Origin of the sequence: Anaerobutyricum hallii DSM 3353 (genome assembly GCF_000173975.1) — a bacterium.
Lineage (GTDB): Bacteria > Bacillota > Clostridia > Lachnospirales > Lachnospiraceae > Anaerobutyricum > Anaerobutyricum hallii.
The window spans coordinates 21,469-43,533 of record NZ_ACEP01000084.1 but is presented as its reverse complement, the minus strand read 5'-3'; the positions used below and the strand labels follow the sequence as shown (position 1 = coordinate 43,533).

Genomic DNA, 22,065 nt, shown 5'->3' with positions numbered 1-22,065 from the left:
ACTTTTAATGTCGGCCTTTTCATAGAAGACGATTTCTCGTAGCGACTAAAGTCACAAATATAGGATATCGTATCTCTTCGCGGGCGTCTGTCTCTTAATGAATTAAATAGTAACCCCATCTTTAATTACTGTTTTTAGGGTGAGGTTTTTGTCCAGGAGGAGGATATCTGCTTTTTTCCCCACGCTGATAGATCCTCTTTCATCATAGATTCCAAGGCTGATTGCCGGATTTTTTGTGGCACAAGCTATGGCTGTTTCTAATGGAATCCCCATTTTTGTTATAGCTGTACGCATGCAGTCTGCAAGATTTGTGACGGAACCCGCTAGTGCACCATCTGAAACTAGAGTTGCCCGGTTGCCTCTTACTTTTACATCCAGTCCGCCTAATGTATACTGTCCGTCTGGCATTCCGGTTGCTCTCATGCTGTCACTGATAAATATCATTCGGTTCGCACCCATCATTTTAAATGCAGCACGCACCATTGATGGATGAATGTGTACACCATCACAGATAATTTCTGCCATTACATGTTCACTGTCAGATACTGCACCAACAACACCTGGTTCTCTATGGGTAAATGCAGGCATGGCATTAAATAAATGTACAGCATGATTGGCTCCGGCATCAAATGCTGCTTTTGCTGATTCGTAATCGGCATTTGTGTGAGCTAAAGAAATATTGACTTTATCTTTCATATTTTTAATGAAAGAAATTGTATTTTCATTTTCTTCTGGTGCAATTCCTATGAATTTTACAAGATTATCAGAAGCATCTAAAAATTTCTGAGCAATCTTTTCATTACATGGAATAATGTTACGTTCGTCCTGTGCACCTTTTTTCACAGGGCTGATAAACGGGCCTTCCATATTGATTCCAACAAAATCTGCTCTCTTTTTATTTTTTACCTTTGCCGAAACTACAGTGGCCTTTAAAGCGTCACAAGCTTCATCTGTTATATTCTGCTGTTTTGCTTCCATATTTTGTGCTTGTTCATCTTCGTCTTTCATTTTCTCACCGATACAGACAAAATCCTCTTCATATTCTTTTTTATAAGCAGCCGCTGTTTTTAAAATATTTTCAAGTTCTGCTACTGGCAGAGTCATTGTTGCAGGGGCAATCGCTGTTACACCGACACTTACCTCGTATTCTGCTATACGGCGAATCGCTTCTTTATCCCCGTCGCAAAAATCATCTCCCACACAGCCATGAAAATGCAGATCAATAAGACCAGGAATTGCATAAGCGCCCTTTCCGTCTAATACATTGTCTATATCATTCTTGGCAGAATAATCTTGTACTGAACATTGAGCTGCGGTATGTTCGGTTTCCATATTCATTTTTTTGAATATATTTTCTTTTTCTGCTTCGGTATAGATTTCTGTGATTTTATCTCCCTGTGTAATAATTCCGCCTGAAACAAAAGTACCTGCTTCAGTATAGATTTTTACATTATCAATTATCATTGTTATATTGTCTCTCTCTTTCTCTGCTATCTATTTTTTCAATATATATTCTTTTGCATTTAATATCTATATCTATCCGGAAACTACAAGTTCTATTTATTTTTATCAATCTATATTTCCACTTCTATAATTTTCATTGCTTACCCTTATCAAGACATATTTTTCATATACACTCTGATTCTTTTAAACCTTCTCATTACCAAACAAATAACATATTGAAAAAAGCATCTGTTTTCTATTACTTATTCTGCCTTTTCTGTGTAGGTCTCCTCTAAAGCTTGCACTGTCCGATCATGTAATATCTTTTTCTTCGTCTTATCCTGTTCTACATAATAAGAATAAATGATATCAATCATGATAAGAATCGGAAACTGAGGCGAGATTACATTTCCATGATTCAAATGACGCAAAGAGGGAATCAGCAAGACTTCTGTACAGAATTCTTTATAATCGTCTCTATTATTCGCAGTAAATAAAACAGTTTTCGCCCCTCGCTTTTTTGCCTCTTTTAACAGGAAAATGACTTCTTCTTTCTGACCTCCGATACTGAATCCGAATACAAGACTGTTTTCATTTTGAAATACTGCCTGCATACGCATTAAATCTGTATCTGTAATTGAATCTACATCTACACCGATACGCATAAAACGGATTTCCATTTCTCTTGCCGCAAGACCAGAACTTCCCTTTCCACATACAATTACTTTCTTAGTTGCATTTAGATAATTTCCAATTCTTTCGATTTGTTTTTCATCCACAAGACTGTACGAGCGATTTAATAATTCTTGATAAGCATTCAAAATCATCAATGTATTGCCTGTCATAAATTCTTTCTTTTCGACAAAGCTTTCTTCATACTGGTAAATAAATTCTCTATAGCCCCGATATCCACACTTCTGGGCAAATCGTGACAGAGAAGCTTCTGAAACAAAAAGCTTTGCTGCCACCGACTTTGCAGAAAAATTGATTTTCTTTTGATTATTTATAAAAAAATCTGCAATTGTCTTTTCTACCATTGTGAACTTATTATAGTTTGATTCTATGACCGGAATAACTGACTTAATATAATATTCCATCTCTTACTTTTCAATCGCTTCTACAAAAGATTTTGTGATAAGCTGTGGTCTTGTGATAATCGAACCAACGACAACACTGTATGCACCCAGTTCCAGTACTCTTCTGGCTTTTTCTGGTGTATTAATATTTCCTTCTGCAATTACTTTGTGATTTACTTTAGAAACAATTTCTCTTAAAATTTCAAAATCATTTTCTTCGATCTTATCTCCTTCACTCTGTTTCGTATATCCGACCATTGTTGTTCCAATAAAATCAAAGCCCAGTTCATCTGCGTGAAGCGCTTCTTCTATAGTAGAACAATCTGCCATAAAAAGCTGTTCTGGATATTTTTTCTTTACCTCATGGAAAAATTCATCCAAAGTCTTTCCTTCTGGTCTTGTAGAAATGGTTGCATCCATTGCTATAATCTCCGGTTTTACTCCCATTAATTCATCGATTTCCTTCATGGTAGGTGTGATGTAAATCTCACTATCCTCGTAATCTCTCTTCACGATACCGATAATCGGAAGATCTACCTGTGTCTGAATCTCCGCAATATCTTCCTTAGTATTCGCACGGATTCCACTGGCTCCACCAATCTTTGCGGCTAATGCCATTCTTCCCATAATAAAAGGGGAATGTAACGGCTCGCTTGGAAGTGCCTGACAGGATACGATTAACTTTCCTTTTAAATTTTCGATTTTTTCATTTATGCTCATCATTTTTCCTCCATTGATAAATTATTACTATTTAATTGATTAAGAACAGACGAATCATTGAATAGTATAAGCCTTTTTGAAATCATTTTCAATTTTTTTTCTTTCTTTTGAAAGTACTTTTAAATTAAACGTCTTTTTTGTGTCTCTTTTCAACAAAATCTGAAAGTAGCTCCCGTATCCTTCTATTCTATTGATTTTTACTTTTTTCCGGGTATACTAAAGGCACGAAGAGACAAAAACAAAAATAATTTATGGTAAAGAAGCGATTACGGTTTTTGTTTTCTTATATCTGAATAAATAGATAAGATGCCAGTAAACATTTCTTTTGTACTATGTACTTTAAAATAATCACTGACTGGCGGAATAAAATATAAAAGTGAGGTATATATTATGAGAATTTACAAAGCAACCGATTATAACGATATGAGTAGAAAAGCTGCAAACATTATTTCCGCACAGATTATTATGAAACCAGACTGTGTTCTTGGTTTAGCTACTGGTTCTTCTCCAGTAGGAACTTACAAACAGTTAATCGAATGGTACAATAAAAATGATCTTGATTTTTCTGAAGTAACAAGTATCAATCTTGATGAATATAAAGGATTAAGCCCGGAAGATCCACAGAGTTACCGCTACTTCATGAACACACATTTATTTGATCATGTAAATATTGATAAAAATCGTACTTTCGTTCCAGATGGACTTGCAACTGACCCAGAAAAAGCTTGTGCAGAGTACAATGCAAACATTATTAAACAGGGTGGTATTGACTTACAGCTTCTTGGAATCGGAAGAAACGGACATATTGGTTTTAATGAACCAGGTACAGTATTTAAGAAAGAAACGCACTGTGTAGATCTTACAGAAAGTACAATCGAAGCTAATAAACGTTTCTTTGCCTCTGAAGCAGACGTTCCTCGTCAGGCATATTCTCTTGGAATTAAGAATATTATGCAGGCCAGAAAAATTCTTGTTATCGTAAGCGGAAAAGATAAGGCAGATGCTTTATACAATGCTGTTCATGGAGAAATCACTCCAGCAGTTCCAGCTTCTATTCTGCAGCTTCATAATGATGTGACAATCGTTGCGGATGCAGATGCATTAAATAACTTCTGATTTGTAGAGTTTGAAAAATAAACAGACGAACCCTCCTCCCCTGTAATCTATAAAAATGCTTCGTTTCACTGCGTCCAAGCTGCTCATCCGCAACTTGAACTTGCTCTAAGGCGCATTTTTATAGATTACAGGGGAGGAGGGTTCTGTGTATTTCAGTCCTACAAATCAGTTGAAAAAAATCTGGGAATGGGGACAGAAGAAATAGGAATTCTGATTTTGTACCAGCATCCACAGTCAGCCCACAAAGAGAACCTATCCCCTATATTTGTGGCCTCGGAGCAAGGTTTGGATACGAGCGCGTGTAAGCGAGTATTCAAACCGCCGCGACTAAAGTCACAAATATAGGGGATAGGCTCTCTTTGCGGGCGTCTGTTTCGCTCTACAAATCAGGATTTAATTTAAAGCAAAATCTCCATCGAAGTAATTAATTTTCATTGCCTCGCGGACATCATTCAATGTCTCTGCTGCTTTCTTTTCAGCAACTTCAGAACCAGCCTGTAAGATATCATAAACATCTGGAATACGCTGTTCCCACATCTTTCTTCTCTCACGAATCGGTCCAAGTTCCGCTTCTAATACTTTGTTCAAGAACTTCTTCACCTTAACATCACCAAGTCCACCTCTCTGATAATGTTCTTTTAATTCATCAAGGTTCTGGTAATCCGGAAGAAATTCTGCGAAGTATTCATCTTTACAGAACGCATCTAAATAAATGAATACAGGATTACCTTCTACCTTACCTGGGTCCTGTACACGAAGATGGTTTGGATCGGTAAACATGGACATAACTTTTTTCTTTACTACATCTGCCTCATCAGAAAGATAAATACAGTTTCCAAGAGATTTACTCATCTTAGCCTTTCCATCAATACCAGGAAGACGAAGACAAGCTTTGTTAGATGGAAGAACAATCTGTGGATCTGTTAAAGTCTCACCGTAAACACTGTTAAACTTATGAACAATTTCCTTACACTGCTCAATCATCGGCATCTGGTCTTCTCCTACTGGAACTGTTGTTGCGCGGAACGCAGTGATATCTGCTGCCTGACTGATTGGATAACAGAAGAATCCTACAGGAATACTCGCCTCAAAGTTTCTCATTTTAATCTCAGACTTAACGGTTGGATTTCTCTGCACACGGGCAACTGTAACAAGGTTCATATAATAAAATGTAAGTTCCGTAAGTTCTGGAACCATTGACTGAATGAAAATGGTTGACTTTTCCGGGTCAATTCCACATGCTAAGTAGTCTAATGCTACCTGAATAATGTTCTGACGTACTTTTTCCGGATGCTCTGCATTATCAGTAAGTGCCTGTGCATCTGCAATCATAATATAAATCTCATCATAGTCTCCAGAGTTCTGTAATCTGACTCTCTCTGATAATGAACCTACATAGTGTCCTACATGAAGACGGCCCGTTGGACGGTCACCAGTTAAAATTACTTTTTTCATTCTTTATCTATTTCTCCTTAATATATTTTTCGCTTTTCCTACCAAGATATTATATAACCCAATTCAAAAAGCGTCAACCGTTCCGCCCTTTTTCTTTCATGTTTCTTTCGTTAAAGAAATGTGACTTTAAGACACTATTATCCATCAAGAAATCATCCTAAAATAAATAAAAGGAACAATTCCCACATAACCCCGAGGAAATGGAGCGTGGTATTATGAAAAAATAAAATAAAGAGGCAGTTCCGTTTTTTTCCTGGGTTTCGCTCGCTAACAGCTCGAAAAATCAGGTGGAGAAGATTTGAAGAATAAGACAGAGGGGATTGAATATCCAGAAAATGAAATTCTGACTTTGCTCCAGCAGCCAAAAAACAACTTCCAAAGAGGGATACTATTCTATATCTGTGACTCTATCTTCGCAGTGATAGAGTCACAGATATAGAATAGTATCTCTCTTTGGAAGTGGCTCCTTTGCCTGCGGCAAATCAAAAATTATCTTTTTGGTTTTGCCGTAATGCTTACCCAGTCTTTCATATGATTAATTTCAAGAATTTCAAAATTATTTGCCAGCATTGCTTCCTTTACAGCTTCTTCCATTGTGTTGATGATTCCGGAAGTGATAAAGATACCATCTTCTTTTAATAATGGAGTTACAATTCCAGAAAGTGGAATAATAACATCCGCAAGGATATTGGCAACTACTACATCGTAACGTTTTCCATTATTTTTCTCATAGAAACGGTATGCCTCGTCCTGATCAAGGATATTTACCTGCTGTACTTCTGCCTGGCCTGCAACACCATTGATTGCAAAGTTCTCATCTGTCGCACGAATCGCATTTGGATCAATATCTGTTGCCATCGCATGATGTGCGCCTAATTTTAATCCAATGATAGAAAGGATTCCGCTTCCTGTTCCAACATCAAGGAGTTCTGTATCTTTCTTGATATACTTTTTAAGCTGAGAAATACAAAGCTTTGTTGTCTCATGAGAACCGCTTCCAAATGCAGTACCCGGGTCAATCTCTACAACGATATCATCATCTTTTTTATCAGTAAGCGTCTCCCAGGTTGGCTTAATCACGATATTATCATCAAGACGGAATGGTTTAAAGAATACCTTCCAGTTATTAATCCAGTCCTCTTCTTCCGTTACGCCAAGCGTAATCTCGCCGCTTCCCACCGGCAAAAATGCTGATAACTCTTCAATCTTAGCCTTTACCTTCGCAATTACCGCCTGTAAATCTTCCTTTTCATCCACATAGCAGGAAATACGAGCCTTTCCATCATCTGGTGCGATTTCGTCTGGAAGAAGGTCTACATACATAATCTTTCTGTCTTCCTCAGATAACGGCACATGATCCTCAATCTCAACACCTTCCATTCCCATCTCGGAAAGTTCATAGCTTAACATATCTTCTGCTGCAGTTGTTGTTTCAATAGTGAGTTTATTCCACTTCATAAGCTTTCCTCCTACTTCTTAAAGAAACCTTTTTTCTTATGTTTTTCGTGCTTTTCGTGCGGAGCTTCTTCTTTCTTTTCGGAAGGGGCAACTTCTCCCATTGCTTCCTGGAATTTGCGGAGGGCTTCTTTCTGGGCTGCGTTCAGTTTTTCTGGAACCTGAACAACAAACTTGACGATATGTGTTCCACGGATGTTTTTATTTCTAAGGGTAGGAACACCTTTTCCTTTCAGACGGATGGTTGTATCTGTCTGTGTTCCTGGTTTTAAAGTGTACTCGTAAGGACCATCTACGGTGTCAATCTTAATCGTTCCACCAAGTGCTGCCTGTGCAAATGTAACCGGTTCTGTAGAGTAGATATCGTATTCCTGTCTCTGGAACTTCGGATGACGGGATACAGTTACGTTAACAAGTAAGTCTCCTCTTGGGCCGCCGTTGATACCTGGCTCACCTTTTTCACGGATTCTTACACTCTGGCCGTTGTCGATACCTGCTGGAATCGGCACTTTGATTCTCTTACGAACTTTGATGTATCCTGTACCAGAACAATCAGTACATTTATTACGGATAATCTGACCGCTTCCGTTACAGTCTGGACAAGTCTGGACGTTACGAACCGTTCCAAACATGGACTGCTGTGTGAATACAACCTGACCGGTTCCTTTACATTTTGGACAGGTTTCTGGACTTGTTCCTGGTTTTGCTCCGCTTCCGTTACAAGTCTTACATTCTTCTTTTAAAGTAATCTCTAATTCTTTTTCTACACCACGGATGGCATCATCAAATGTGATACGGACACCGGCACGAAGGTTTGCACCCTGTCTTGGACCATTTCTTCTGGCATCGCCGCCTCTTCTGCCACCGCCGAAGAAATCACCAAAAATATCTCCAAAGATATCTCCCATATCTCCGCCGAAATCGAATCCGCCAAAGCCGCCAGCTCCACCGCCGCCCTGTTCAAAGGCTGCGTGACCGAACTGGTCATATTTACTTTTCTTTTCCGGGTCACTAAGTACTTCATAAGCTTCGGCTGCTTCTTTAAACTTTTCCTCTGCCTCTTTATCTCCAGGATTCATATCTGGATGGTACTTCTTTGCAACCTTTCGATATGCACGCTTAATCTCCGCCTCTGACGCATTCTTATCTACGCCCAAGACTTCATAATAATCTCTTTTTTCTGCCATTTTTTCCTCCAGCCTGATGTACTCTATCATTCATAAAACAAAAGTACTACGAATGATACAATATACCAGGGACTTCCTAATAAACAAATTTCCCCTTTCTCCCCCACCTGCTAAAGGTGAGGGTAAGAAAGAGGAATATTTAGATTTTAAACAGTGTCAATAAACACGCTTTATTAGTCTACACTTCTTTGTAGTCTGCGTCAACTACATCATCTGAATTATAAGTTGCATTTGGATCAGCACCGGCACCAGCCTGTGGTCCAGGACCTGCCTGACCTGCTGCTCCGCCAGCCTGCTCATACATCTTAGCAAATAAGGACTGTGCATCTTTCATTAACTGCTCTTTACCTTCGTTAAGAGCTGCTACATCTGCTTCAGAAATGTTATCTGGAGTTGTACGGTCAAGGACTTCTTTTAATTTAGCGATGTCTGCCTCAACAGTAGCTTTTTCAGAAGCATCAATCTTATCTCCTGCTTCTTCCATAGCTTTCTCTGTCTGGAATACCATGTTGTCTGCATCGTTTCTTGCATCAATGCCTTCTTTTCTCTTCTTATCCTGAGCTTCGTATTCTGCAGCTTCTTTTACAGCTTTATCAATATCTTCATCAGACATATTAGATCCTGCTGTAATTGTGATGTGCTGTTCTTTTCCTGTTCCTAAGTCTTTTGCAGATACATTTACAATACCGTTTGCATCAATATCGAATGTTACTTCAATCTGAGGTACACCTCTTCTTGCTGGTGGGATACCATCTAAGCGGAACTGTCCAAGAGTCTTGTTATCTCTTGCGAACTGTCTCTCACCCTGTACAACGTGGATATCAACGGCTGTCTGATTATCCTCTGCCGTGGAGAAGATCTGGCTCTTCTTTGTAGGGATTGTTGTGTTACGCTCGATTAACTTCGTAGCAACACCACCCATTGTTTCGATAGATAAGGATAATGGAGTTACATCAAGAAGGAGGATGTCACCGGCACCTGCATCACCTGCTAACTTACCACCCTGGATAGAAGCACCGATTGCTACACATTCATCTGGGTTGATTCCCTTGAATGGCTCTTTACCTGTTAACTGTTTTACTTTATCCTGTACAGCAGGGATTCTTGTAGAACCACCAACTAATAATACTTTACTTAACTCAGAAGCGTTAAGACCTGCATCGTTTAATGCTTTAGAAACAGGTGTTGCTGTTCTTTCTACTAAATGAGCTGTTAATTCGTTGAATTTCGCTCTTGTTAAGTTCATTTCAAAATGTTTTGGTCCCTCAGCAGTTGCTGTGATGAAAGGAAGATTGATGTTTGTTGTTGTAGAGGAAGAAAGCTCTTTCTTTGCTTTTTCAGCAGCTTCTTTAAATCTCTGCATTGCCATCTTATCTGTAGATAAATCTACACCTTCTTTTGCTTTGAAATCATCTAACATATACTGTGTGATTACGTTATCGAAATCATCTCCACCTAAACGGTTATCTCCGGCTGTGGATAATACTTCGATGACACCGTCACCAATCTCGATGATAGATACATCAAATGTACCACCACCTAAGTCATATACCATGATTCTCTGCTCATTCTCGTTATCAAGACCATAGGAAAGAGCTGCTGCTGTAGGCTCATTAATGATACGCTTTACGTCAAGACCTGCAATCTTACCAGCATCTTTTGTTGCCTGTCTCTGAGCATCGTTGAAGTATGCTGGAACAGTGATAACTGCTTCTGTTACTTTCTCACCTAAGTAGTTCTCTGCATCAGATTTTAACTTCTGTAAAATCATTGCGGAAATCTCCTGTGGAGAATACTTTTTATCATCAATTGTTACTTTATAATCTGTACCCATTTCACGTTTGATTGATGAAATAGTCTTGTCAGCATTTGTTACTGCCTGACGCTTTGCCGGCTCACCGACAACTCTTTCACCAGTCTTTGTGAAAGCTACTACGGAAGGAGTTGTTCTCATTCCTTCTGCATTTGTGATAACAACAGGTTTTCCACCTTCCATTACTGCTACACATGAGTTTGTTGTACCTAAATCAATACCGATTATTTTACCCATAATTATTTCCTCCTGTATTCTGTCAAATTCGTATATCTAAAATATGACTAATTAACTACTTTTACCATGCTGTGACGAAGAACTCCATCTTTGTACATATATCCTTTCTGGAATTCTTCGGATACAAGGTTCTCACCCATCTCTTCATTCTCTTCATGCATTACTGCATTATGAAAATCCGGATTAAATTCCTTTCCTACAGCATCCATCGGTTTTACACCGATTTCTTCAAGTACGGTAATCATCTGCTGATAAATTTTGATAAATCCCTGAGCAAATGCCCCTTCCTTCTCTTCTTCTGAAAGAGCATCCAAACCTCTTTCAAAATTATCAACAACCGGAAGTAACTTTGCAAGAACCTCTTTCGCTCCTACATCATACATATGGCTCTGCTCTTTTGCATTTCTCTTTCTGGCATTCTCAAATTCTGCCATCAGACGCTGATATTTATCTGTCATCTCTGCTGCTTTTTCTTCACTCTTTTTTAATTCGATTTCAAGAGCGGCTGCAGACTTCTTTTTCTTTTTCGTCTTGGTTTCTTTTGTTTCTTGAGTTTCCGTTCCTTCCTCCGTCGTTGTTTCTTCTGGAGTCTCTCCCTTCGCCTCTTCTACGATACTTTCGTCGGATACTTTCTTTTCTTCTTCCACTTAAGTACCACCTTTCTATGATTTATTATTAAAAATCTCATCTAAATCATCGGTTAGATTTCTGAGAGTATTTACAACCTTTCGGTAATCCATTCGTTTGGGACCGATAATTCCGACCGTTCCTGTTCCGCCTTCCTTCAATTCGTAAGTGGCAGTTACGATACTGCAATCCCTTAAAGACTGTACCTGCGTCTCATTACCAATGTAAACCTGTATACCATGCTTCTCTTCCTGATTCACCGTATCATCGACAAGCTTTACAAGCTGCTTCTTCTCAACTAATGTGTCAAGAAGTGCTGTCGTATGCTCTGGATTGGAAAGTTCAGGATACTTGAGCATATTGGTTGCTCCGCTGGTATAAATCTCTAAATTATCTGCTTCGTGAATTGCCTCTACAATCCCATTAAAAACTCCTTCTAAAATGTCTGCATGCATTCCTGCCTGCACCTTCATCGTGTGAACTAACTCAATGTTAATATCATTCAGTGTTAGTCCCTGAAGGAAAGAGTTCAACAAAATGTTAAGCTTTAGAATCTCGTCATTGCCAAGAGGTTCATCCATATTCATGAGCACGTTCTTAACCGTATCATTGCCAACCACGATAACGACCAGAAGTCTTCGTGAATCCACCATAGAAAGTTGAATAAACTTAAGCTTTGACTCCTTAATCTGTGGTGCGGAAATCAATGTAGCATAGTTCGTATTTGCTGCAAGAACATCTGCGACATTCTTAAGAACCTCCTCCATGCGATCCATCTTATTAATCAAATCCTGATGTTCCTTCTCCCTCTCGGTCTCCCGTGTTCGAATTTCATCATTCTCTTCCATAAGACAGTTTACATAGTAACGATAGCCTAAATCTGAAGGAATCCTTCCGGCAGAAGTATGTGGCTGGAGGATATAACCAAGCTCTTCAAGATCCGCCATCTCATTACGAATCGTTGCTGAACTTAAATGTAAATCAGAATCTTTGGCAATCGTTCTGCTTCCGACCGGATCTCCAGTCTCTAAGTAAGTAGATATAATTGCTTTTAAAATTTTCATCTTACGTTCATCCAGTTCCATCTCTTACTCCCTTCCTTCTTAGTTATTAGCACTCATCAATATTGAGTGCTAATATCTACATTCATTAAGTTATCACTATCTTCAATCCTTGTCAAGTATATTTTAAAATTTTTCCTGAACTTTTTTTTACAGAGCGTACAGATTGCCAGAATGATTTTTCAAACACTTTCTAAATTCCTTTACAGCATAAAATCACAGAAAATGTAATCACTCACATCAATCCCTGCATCCGTAAGCCGAAGCATTTTCCCATCAGCTGTCCATTCCAATAAATCCATTTCTTCATATTTAGCAATAACTTTTCCATATATATCTTTAAGACCCACCCTAAAGCGCTCTTTAAACTCTCTCTCTGAAATTCCTGCTCTTTTTCTCAGTCCCAGAAACATAAACTCTTCTATCTCATCTTTTTCGCTTAACACAGTATAATCTTCCCGCATCATAAATGGAACATACGGCTTTTTCTGATATTCTTCTAAATTCTTCTCATTAGAAAAACGAGTCCCTTCAAAATAAGAAGAAGCACCAAGTCCAAATCCAAGATACGGTATTCCACTCCAATATCCAAGATTATGAATACATTCTTTTCCCTTTCTCGCATAATTTGAAATCTCATACCGCTCGTAGCCATTCTCTGCTAAAACCTCTTTCGTGAGCTGATACATTTCCCTGTCTGTCTCTTCATCAGGAATCTTCTTCTGAATCTCCTCCGATTCACCAAACGGTGTTCCTTCCTCCAAAATGAGACTGTAGGCAGAAATATGTTCTGGCTGCAATGCCATCACCTTTTCCAGCGTCCTTCTATAGATACTTACCGTCTGCCCCGGCAGTCCACTCATCAAATCTACATTAATATTCTCAAACCCCGCTTTTCTCGCCAGCTCATAACTCTTCAAAAATTCTTCCCATGTATGAATTCTTCCCAATAAATGAAGACAGGCGTCATCTGCACTCTGTAACCCCATACTGAAACGATTCACTCCTGCTTTTTTATAAGAAAAAACATTCTCCTTCGTAAGCGTTCCCGGATTCGTCTCCATTGTAATTTCTGCTTCTTCCATTATAAAAAATGCATTCCGTACCGCCAGCATAATCCTCTCTATCTGCTTTCCGGAAAGAAGCGACGGTGTACCGCCTCCTATAAAGATACTTCGCACTGCATATGCGTCTTTATCTAAAAGTTTACCTGTCTGCTCTATTTCATTTATCAAAGACTGTACATAAATCTCCCGTCTCTCCTCATTTGAAGGGAATGAAAGAAAATCACAGTAGTTACACTTTTTTATGCAAAATGGAATGTGAATATATAATTCCAAATCGGTTTTGCTTGCACACATAATTTTTCCTTTCTATCCTGATTTGTAGAGCGAAACAGACGCCAGCAAAGAGAGCCTATTCCCTATATTTGTGACTTTAGTCGCGGCAGTTTGAATACTCGCTTTATATGCTCGTATCCAAACCTTGCTCCGAGGCCACAAATATAGGGAATAGGCTCTCTTTGGAAGCTGTTTGCTGGCTGCCCATGCAAATTCAGGATTTATTTTGAGAAAGATTTGAGGGAGGCTTCAACAGGTTGTGACTTTTTGAGGAATTGAAAAAAATAGTGACCATAAATAACTATACGATTATGGCACTGATTCAAGTGTCAATCCTATAGAATTTCATTTCCCAGAACTTTACATTTCCTGTCCTCTTCCCCAAATCTCTCCAACTGATTTTCTGAGCTGCCAACGCATAGAACTCCTGAAGCTAAATAAAGCATATTTGTGGCCTCGGAGCAAAGTTTGGATGTGAGTGCTGTAAGCGAACATTCAAACCGCCGCGACTAAAGTCACAAATATGCTTTATTTAGCTTCAGGAGTTCGTCTGCTTTGCAGCCTCACAAATCAGAATTTAGTCTTCATCCAATTTGAGAACGCTCATAAACGCCTTCTGTGGTATCTCTACGTTACCAACCTGTCGCATTCTCTTCTTTCCTTCCTTCTGTTTTTCAAGAAGCTTCTTCTTACGGGAAATATCACCGCCGTAACATTTCGCAAGTACGTCTTTGCGAACAGCTTTTACGGTTTCACGAGCGATAATCTTGCTTCCGATGGCTGCCTGAATTGGAATCTCGAATAAATGTCTTGGAATTTCTTCTTTTAATTTCTCACAAATCTTTCTTGCACGTTCGTAAGCTGTGGAAGAATGCACAATGAAAGAAAGAGCATCCACGGTCTCACGGTTAATAAGAATATCTAACTTCACAAGGTCGGACTGCTGGTAACCTTTCATCTCATAGTCAAAGGAGGCATAGCCTCTGGAACGGGATTTTAAAGCATCGAAGAAGTCGTAGATAATCTCGTTAAGTGGCAGTTCGTATTTAAGGAGCGCTCTCGTTTCTTCCATATACTCCATAGAAATATAGGTTCCGCGGCGTTCCTGACAAAGTGTCATGATAGCACCAACATATTCTTTGGTTACCATGATTTCCGCGGATACGATTGGTTCTTCCATATATTCAATGGTGGATGGATCTGGAAGGTTTGTCGGGTTTGTTAAGTCAAATACTGTTCCATCCGTCTGGTGTACTTTGTAAATAACACTCGGTGCAGTCGTTACTAAGTCAAGGTTATATTCTCTTTCTAATCGTTCCTGAATAATCTCTAAATGTAAAAGGCCTAAGAATCCACAACGAAAACCGAAACCTAATGCAACCGAAGTTTCCGGCTCATACTGGAGTGCTGCATCATTAAGCTGTAATTTTTCTAAAGCATCTCTTAAATCCGGATATTTGGCTCCATCTGCCGGATAGATTCCACAAAATACCATAGAGTTTACCTTTTTATAACCTGGCAGGGGTTCTGCACATGGATTATCGGCATCTGTAACGGTATCACCCACACGGGTATCTTTTACATTTTTAAGGCTGGCTGTAATATATCCAACCATGCCGGCAGAAAGCTCATCACACGGGAAGAACTGGCCTGCACCAAAGGTTCCAACCTCAACAACTTCTGCTTTCGCACCAGTTGCCATCATCAGCATATTTGTACCTTTTTTAATGGTTCCTTCCATGATACGTGCAAAAATGATAACTCCTTTATAAGAATCATATACACTATCGAAAATGAGTGCCTGTAATGGATTCTCCGGGCTTCCACCTGGTGCAGGAATCTTTTTTACAATCTGCTCTAAGACCTGTTCGATATTAATTCCGTTTTTCGCAGAAATCTTTGGCGCATCCTGCGCTTCGATTCCGATAACATCCTCTATCTCTTCTACAACACGATCCGGGTCTGCACTTGGAAGATCAATCTTGTTGATAACTGGCATAATCTCAAGGTCATGGTCTAATGCCAAATATACGTTTGCAAGTGTCTGTGCTTCGATTCCCTGTGCCGCATCCACGACAAGTACCGCTCCCTCACAGGCAGCAAGACTTCGGCTTACCTCGTAGTTAAAATCGACGTGACCTGGTGTATCGATTAAGTTGAATATATACTCTTCTCCGTCCTCAGCATGATATACAATACGTACCGCCTGAGACTTAATTGTAATTCCACGTTCTCTCTCTAAATCCATGTTGTCAAGAACCTGGTTCTGCATCTCTCTATCTGTCAGCAATCCTGTCTTTTCGATAATACGGTCTGCTAAAGTTGATTTTCCATGGTCAATATGTGCTATAATACAAAAATTTCTTATTTTACTCTGGTCAATTCCAGCCAAGGCAGTTTCCTCCTATTTTATAATATGTACTCTCAGAATCTTTTTGTGCTTGATCTAATTCTATCTGTCCTATTCTATCATGAGTTCTCTGCCTTTGCAATTTTTTATTCCTGATTTGATAACTTAATAAATTCATCCAGTCTTGCCTTTGCTTTTCCACTGTCAATGATCTCAGAGGCAAGCTTCACAGCATCTTCTAAAGTATCTGCTTTTCCTGCAACATAGAAAGCTGCTCCGGCATTCATTAAAACCGCTTCTCTTCTTGGACCCTTTTCACCATTTAAGATTGACAGGGTAATCTTTGCATTTTCTTCCGGCGTACCACCGACCAATTCTTCTTTATCACATTTCTTAAATCCAAACTGTTCTGGTTCAATCTCATAAGAACGGAACTTTCCATCTTTAATTTCACAGACACTTGTCCTGGCACTCATGGAAATCTCATCAAGACAATCCTGTCCGTATACAACCATTGCATTTTTTACTCCAAGATTGGAAAGTACTCTTGCGAGAGGTTCTACCAGTTTTTCATCATACACGCCCATAACCTGCATATTGGCACCAGCCGGATTGGAAAGTGGGCCTAAAATATTAAATACAGTACGGATTCCTAATTCTTTTCGTACATTTGCCACATAGCGCATCGCTGTGTGGTATTTCTGTGCAAAAAGGAAACAGATATTGATATCTTTTAACATCTGTGCGCTTTGTGCTGGTGAAACGGTAATATTTACTCCAAGTGCCTCTAACACATCTGCCGCACCACATTTACTGGAAGCCGCTCTGTTTCCATGCTTTGCAACCGGAACTCCTCCAGCGGAAATGACAAGTGCAGAAGTTGTAGAAATATTAAAGGAATTAGAACGATCTCCACCGGTTCCTACAATTTCTAACACATCCATATCATTAAGAAGTCTTGTACAATGCTCTCTCATTCCTGCTGCAGAAGCAGTAATCTCGTCAATTGTCTCACCTTTCATGGCAAGTGCAGTAAGATAGGCACTTTTTTGAATATCATTTGCCTCGCCGCTCATAATCTCGTCCATGACAGCCTGTGCCATCTCATAACTTAAATCTTCTTTTTTGCTTAATTTGATAATTGCTTCTTTAATCATAACTTATGCCTCCATCTTTGTACTTTCGTTGTTGTCATGTGGATTCTTTTTGATGGAATTAATGTAGGAAATGCGAAACTATTTCATAAGAATATATCCTGTGAAATAAAAAACCCGTCCATGACAACGTATTACTACTTTGTCAAGGACGGGTGTATTATCAAAATGTTATTCTTTCACATCCGCGGTGCCACCTTGATTCACAAAATGTGCGCTCTGAAGGATACCATCATATCCCTGGCAACTGACGTATGCCCTCACGTCACAGTGTACTAAATTCCTGAAACTTTCTGAATCTTGTTCTAAATCCTATATGTTAAAGAAGATTCCTGTTAGTTAACAAAAACTTTCATAAAACCTTTGACTGTGCCCTCCACGGTCCATTTAATAATCTGCGTTTAACCCGGCTCTCACCTGCCCGGACTCTCTGTATATGCACAACTATTTTTATCTCCGCTTCAACGGTTTGATTTGAAAAATCAAATTTTCTGATATTATTAAAACATAAACCTTATCGTTTGTCAATTTATTTTTTGTAATTGCAAATTATCTGTTCAAAATTCTATACAGCACAGTCTCGTGTTCAAAAAAGAAACAACAAAAATATAATTTTACTTGTAGTTCTACATATATTTTTAATTCTTTTTATAAGATTTTTCCCCAGATAAGAGCCGATATAGCATCTCAGCTAATGGTTTCATTGCATTTTTCGCTTCCTCCACTGTATTGTTCTGTGCTCCTACCTCCACAAGCATCGCTCTTTTTGCCAAATGAAGGTTATAACGATAGCCTTTTATATAGATTCTTCGTGTCAGATCTGGATAATATTTTCCACATAAAAGCTGCATCTGCAGGCTGAATGCCAGATTTGCCTCCTTGTTTGGATTATAAAGATAACCGATATCCCCCTTACTTGCAAGGCGGCTGACTCCATTAAAAAACATAATCTGTGCTGCAGACTTTCCATTGATTTTTGTGCGAAGGTGTATATTATTTTCTACAGAATCCCTGTGCAGGTCAATCACTACTTTTACCGAAGGATTTTTCCTAAGTGCCGCCTCCACACTATCACCTGCAAAGTTATAAGCGGCATTGCGGTCAAGCTGTCCGTCTACCATATCATAAACAGATTTGTCATGTACCGTTTTTATTCCGTAGACATTTTCCAGTTCTTTTGTCAGAGCAGTTCCTACTTCAATCACAGAACCTTCTTTTCCATTTACCTTTTTGTACGTTTCACTTCCGTGTGTATGGTAAATAAGAACCAGTGGCTCCTCCTTTCCTAATTTTGCAGACAAATCCATTGTCACAAGCTTTGTTCCATTTAAATCCTGTTTTGTCATAGATGTTGTCTCATCCACAATATAAAAATGTTCCAGCAAAAAAGAATAACTTGCCAGTTCTTTTATTGTATAGGATCTTCCCGTTCCCATCTGCTTCATTTTTCCAGGATCTTTTTTCTTTTCTTCTACAGACTGATCATCCGATTCTGTAAAATAATCCGGCACCGTATCACTGTATTTTGCCTTATAGTACTCCTTTCCTTTCCAGTAATCAAGCGCAAATCTTTGAATTGGGAAAAGCTCCTCCTGCATTCCATTTCGAAAAAAAGGAAGGAGCATTCCCTTTCCCCCCTCGTATGTATCGTATCCAAGAATTGGCGTCAATTCATACTGCCCTTTTCTTATACTATTTTCAAAGAAATCATGAAACACCTCCGTGTGCACTGGAATATATTGCCATAAAGAGAGTGTTCTCCGCTTTACCTTTCCACTTCCTCCCGATAAAAATAAGCCCCATAACAAAATAAAAAGAACAAACAATAAACCTTCTATTACCTTTAAATTTCTCTCTTGCATAATCCCTCCCAAGAAAATAGCTTATAGCAATTTTCCAAATAACTTATTAGCAAAAACAATTCCCTTTTCCTGATCACATAATTGATTGCATGATTATACAAACGCTCAAGATAATTCTTATAATATAAGCTTATGCCTGTCCTTTTTATTTATGATTTGATTTAGAAAATCCTCCCTGCAACAAACTGATTAATCCCTTCCGAAAGCGTGTAACTAATTCGCTTTACTGCCTCATCAATTTCCTTCGGTGTCACAAAAAGTTCCCATAACTTTTCATCTAAAATTTCCCCTAAAAAATGATACTTTTCCTTTTCCGGCCACGAACAAAAGATATCTTCCATTCCCTCGCCCTGAGAAGCACAAAAAGCTTCCATAATATCACAAGCCAATGACGGGATGGAAATTACGGTTGGAACACCTATCGCAATCACTGGAATCCCCATCGTTTTTTCCGTAATCTCATTCCGATGATTTCCAACACCCGACCCTGGCGCAATTCCCGTATTACTAATCTGTATTGTCCTGTTAAGCCTTTCCGAACTCTTCGCCGCTAACGCATCAATCACTACCAGCGCATCTGGGTGAATCTTTTTCACAATCCCCTCAACAATCTCCCCTGTTTCCATTCCTGTCTGTGCCATAACTCCCGGTGCAAGTGCGGCAACCGCCGGACATCCCTCTATCTCTTTCCATCCAGTCAGATGTCTTGTTATAAAAAGGTTTTTAATCACAAGCGGACCAAGGGCATCCGGGGTCACCTCCCCATTTCCAAGTCCAATAAATAAAAGCTTTCTTTTTCCTGAAAGCAGGGACTGCAGCCGCTTTGCAAGACATTCGCTCATTTCCTCATGAAAGCTTCCATCATTCCCTGCCATATTTTCCCCTTCAAGTGTCACATAGATTCCCCGTGGTTTTCCAAGCTGTTTCTCCCCCTCCTCACTGTCAATCTCAATCACTGTTTCCTGCAGTCCCCGCTCTCCGATACGCTCCTGCTGAATTTTGATTCCGTCAAAGGCCTGCTGCTCTTCTAGGGATTCTTCAAGCTCGTCTTTTAGTTCCAATGCTAAGTCTGTATGAGAAAAAGAACGTTGTATATTCATAAGAGTCCCTCCCTTTTCATTATCATCAAGTATTATGTTACAAAAATAACTTTAATATACATAGCCATACTAATTTTAATATATCTAAAAAATTTTTTCCTTAAAAATTTTCATTTTCCACTTGACAAATAGCCCAAAAATCAATAAAATATAATAGTATGTTTACATTAGATTGTCCGTGTCCGAAATAATGCAAAACAATATAAACATAAAAATTATAAGTAATAATATTTGGAGGTGTACAGATTGGCTAACATCAAATCTGCAAAAAAAAGAATTTTAGTTATCGAAACAAAGACATTAAGGAACAAATCTATTAAATCTAAAGTAAAAACTTGTATCAAGAACGTAGAAGTTGCTGTAGCAAAGGGTGACAAAGAAGCTGCACAGGCTGCTTTAACAGTTGCTATTTCTGAAATCAGCAAAGCTACTTCTAAAGGAATTTTCCATAAGAACACAGCAGCAAGAAAAGTTTCCCGTCTTACAAAAGCGGTTAACGGAATTGCTTAATTAGAATAAAACGTTTATCTCCGAAAAGAGCGGCTGCTTTTCGGAGATTTTTTGTTTTAGGTAAACCAGACGAACAAAAGCCCTCCCATACTCCCTATTTATGACTTTAGTCGCGGCGTGTTGAATGTTCGCTTAAATGCGCTCGCATCCAACACTTGCTCCGAGGTCACAAATAGGGAGTATAGGAGGGCTTTTGTTCTGTCTTTGGCTGCCTATATAAAATAAAAATCTCTCGTTGGGGGATTTGGGGATTCTCCAGGGGGATGTGATTTTTCAAAAGAACTATGCTAACTGCATAATATGTTACAAAGTGGAGAGTAATTTTGCTAAAATTACAATTCCTAAATTCTGAGTTGCTGCAGCAGCCAAAGTCAGCCCGCAAAGAGAGGCTATCCCCTATATTTGTGGCCTCGGAGCAAGGTTTGGATGTGAGCGGTTAAGCGAACATTCAAACCGCCGCGACTAAAGTCACAAATATAGGGGATAGCCTCTCTTTGCGGGTGTCTCCTGCCTGCGGCAGCTCAGGATTAAAGCATTAGTCTGCAAATCAAACTCTCCACTCCTATTTGATCATTAATTCGTCCGGTTTTTATTTCTTCTTCTATCTGGATGCATTCTTCGATGCATTTTTCCAACATTTTTTCTCCATATCCCCTAAGCTGCTGTTCATTTTTGCGAATGGCAAAGCGTGGGATTCCGGCGGTTTTAGCAATGGCATCGTCCGGTTTGCGGAGTCCTCGCATGTTAGCAATGATATGCAGGATTCGGTACTGGCGTACAATTAAAAATAAAATGTGCATTGGGGGTTCTTTTAGAAGAATGAGGTCATTGTAATAACTAAGAGCTGCTGCCTTATTTTTACGGGCGATGGCATCTACTAAGTCAAAAATCTTGTCCTGTACTTCTCCAGAAGCCACGGCATCAATGTCTGCCTGGGTGATTTCCTCGCGGTCTCCAGCGTAGGCAATGAGTTTATCAATCTCATTTTTTATCTGAAACATATCATCTCCTGTTTTTTGCAGGAAATATCGGGCATTATTCTCACGTATCTGCTTCTTTTCTTTGCCAAGTAAAGCAGCAATCCAGCGGAGAAGAACTTTTTCTGTCTGATTTTTCTTTAAAAATTCTCCAACATAACCATTCTTTTTTATCCATTTATACACTTTTGAACGCTTATCTACTTCTGGCTCACAGATAATAATACAAGTTGTCTCCGGCATATTTTCCATAATGCTTACAAATTCGTCTTTTCCTGTTTTTAGGATTCCTGTTCCGTCCAAAAGAAGAAGTCGCTTCTCACTGAAAAACGGATAGGTAAATGCAAGTTCCTGCAAAGTATTTAAATCTATTTTACCGTCTGTAAAAGCGGCATAGTTCATCGTATCTCCTTCTTTTATCATCGCATTTTTCAGCATATGTTTTGCCTGAAGGACAAGATACGGCTCATCTCCTGTCAGAAGATAAACTTTATGAAAAGACTTTTCTTTTATCTGTTTTGTTAGTTCTTTCATGATACACTCTCCGATTCTATGTGTGATTATTAAAGCAGGAAACTGCTT

At 39.0% G+C, this 22,065-nt stretch carries 17 protein-coding genes; 2 read left to right on the top strand and 15 right to left on the bottom strand.

The features are described from left to right. Positions 1-102: 102 nt before the first annotated feature. The 3 genes from nagA to EUBHAL_RS08215 form a co-directional block, all read right to left on the bottom strand. Positions 103-1,464 (bottom strand): N-acetylglucosamine-6-phosphate deacetylase, encoded by a 1,362-nt coding sequence (nagA, locus tag EUBHAL_RS08225; protein ID WP_005347827.1) that lies wholly within the window; start codon positions 1,462-1,464, stop codon positions 103-105. A 242-nt stretch (positions 1,465-1,706) separates the two neighbouring features. Then, positions 1,707-2,540: a MurR/RpiR family transcriptional regulator gene (locus EUBHAL_RS08220; RefSeq protein WP_005347822.1), complete on the bottom strand. Its 834-nt coding sequence runs from the start codon at positions 2,538-2,540 to the stop codon at positions 1,707-1,709. 3 nt (positions 2,541-2,543) lie between these two features. Then, entirely contained in the window at positions 2,544-3,233 is a 690-nt protein-coding gene (locus EUBHAL_RS08215) for an N-acetylmannosamine-6-phosphate 2-epimerase (RefSeq protein WP_044922672.1), read from the bottom strand. 396 nt (positions 3,234-3,629) lie between these two features. On the opposite strand from EUBHAL_RS08215, the gene nagB reads away from it, so the two are divergent. Beyond that, complete coding sequence (nagB, locus tag EUBHAL_RS08210) at positions 3,630-4,355, top strand: glucosamine-6-phosphate deaminase (protein ID WP_005347820.1); 726 nt, start codon at positions 3,630-3,632, stop codon at positions 4,353-4,355. A gap of 393 nt (positions 4,356-4,748) precedes the next feature. On the opposite strand, the gene trpS is transcribed toward nagB, so the two are convergent. The 11 genes from trpS to gpr all read right to left on the bottom strand — a co-directional run bounded on the left by trpS (position 4,749) and on the right by gpr (position 19,996). Continuing rightward, positions 4,749-5,810 carry a tryptophan--tRNA ligase gene (trpS, locus tag EUBHAL_RS08205; RefSeq protein WP_005347818.1) on the bottom strand — a complete coding sequence of 354 codons (1,062 nt, stop codon included), beginning with the start codon at positions 5,808-5,810 and terminating at the stop codon, positions 4,749-4,751. A 489-nt stretch (positions 5,811-6,299) separates the two neighbouring features. Then, a complete protein-coding gene (gene prmA, locus EUBHAL_RS08200) occupies positions 6,300-7,268 on the bottom strand; it encodes a 50S ribosomal protein L11 methyltransferase (RefSeq protein WP_005347813.1) in 969 nt (322 codons plus the stop codon). Positions 7,269-7,279: 11 nt separating this feature from the next. Beyond that, positions 7,280-8,452 (bottom strand): molecular chaperone DnaJ, encoded by a 1,173-nt coding sequence (gene dnaJ / locus EUBHAL_RS08195; protein ID WP_022169587.1) that lies wholly within the window; start codon positions 8,450-8,452, stop codon positions 7,280-7,282. Positions 8,453-8,630: 178 nt separating this feature from the next. After that, the gene (dnaK, locus tag EUBHAL_RS08190) at positions 8,631-10,502 is read right to left on the bottom strand and encodes a molecular chaperone DnaK (RefSeq protein WP_005347808.1); all 1,872 of its coding nucleotides are present in this window, start codon (positions 10,500-10,502) and stop codon (positions 8,631-8,633) included. 47 nt (positions 10,503-10,549) lie between these two features. After that, positions 10,550-11,149, bottom strand: coding sequence for a nucleotide exchange factor GrpE (gene grpE, locus EUBHAL_RS08185; RefSeq protein ID WP_005347806.1), 600 nt, complete (start codon positions 11,147-11,149; stop codon positions 10,550-10,552). A 15-nt stretch (positions 11,150-11,164) separates the two neighbouring features. Beyond that, positions 11,165-12,214: a heat-inducible transcriptional repressor HrcA gene (hrcA, locus tag EUBHAL_RS08180; RefSeq protein WP_005347803.1), complete on the bottom strand. Its 1,050-nt coding sequence runs from the start codon at positions 12,212-12,214 to the stop codon at positions 11,165-11,167. 179 nt (positions 12,215-12,393) lie between these two features. Then, on the bottom strand, positions 12,394-13,551 hold the full coding sequence (gene hemW, locus EUBHAL_RS08175; RefSeq protein WP_005347800.1) for a radical SAM family heme chaperone HemW: 1,158 nt from the start codon (positions 13,549-13,551) through the stop codon (positions 12,394-12,396). Positions 13,552-14,107: 556 nt separating this feature from the next. Beyond that, a complete protein-coding gene (lepA, locus tag EUBHAL_RS08170; protein ID WP_005347790.1) occupies positions 14,108-15,922 on the bottom strand; it encodes a translation elongation factor 4 in 1,815 nt (604 codons plus the stop codon). Between the two features lie 104 nt (positions 15,923-16,026). Then, positions 16,027-17,037 carry an anthranilate phosphoribosyltransferase gene (gene trpD / locus EUBHAL_RS08165; protein ID WP_005347784.1) on the bottom strand — a complete coding sequence of 337 codons (1,011 nt, stop codon included), beginning with the start codon at positions 17,035-17,037 and terminating at the stop codon, positions 16,027-16,029. A gap of 635 nt (positions 17,038-17,672) precedes the next feature. Continuing rightward, positions 17,673-18,896 (bottom strand): stage II sporulation protein P, encoded by a 1,224-nt coding sequence (spoIIP, locus tag EUBHAL_RS08160; protein ID WP_005347780.1) that lies wholly within the window; start codon positions 18,894-18,896, stop codon positions 17,673-17,675. Positions 18,897-19,057: 161 nt separating this feature from the next. Beyond that, positions 19,058-19,996: a GPR endopeptidase gene (gene gpr / locus EUBHAL_RS08155; RefSeq protein WP_005347777.1), complete on the bottom strand. Its 939-nt coding sequence runs from the start codon at positions 19,994-19,996 to the stop codon at positions 19,058-19,060. Positions 19,997-20,242: 246 nt separating this feature from the next. On the opposite strand from gpr, the gene rpsT reads away from it, so the two are divergent. Further along, positions 20,243-20,506, top strand: coding sequence for a 30S ribosomal protein S20 (gene rpsT, locus EUBHAL_RS08150; protein WP_021906734.1), 264 nt, complete (start codon positions 20,243-20,245; stop codon positions 20,504-20,506). Between the two features lie 527 nt (positions 20,507-21,033). Here the strand turns inward: rpsT and holA are convergent. Then, positions 21,034-22,017 carry a DNA polymerase III subunit delta gene (gene holA, locus EUBHAL_RS08145; protein ID WP_005347771.1) on the bottom strand — a complete coding sequence of 328 codons (984 nt, stop codon included), beginning with the start codon at positions 22,015-22,017 and terminating at the stop codon, positions 21,034-21,036. Positions 22,018-22,065: the final 48 nt, after the last annotated feature.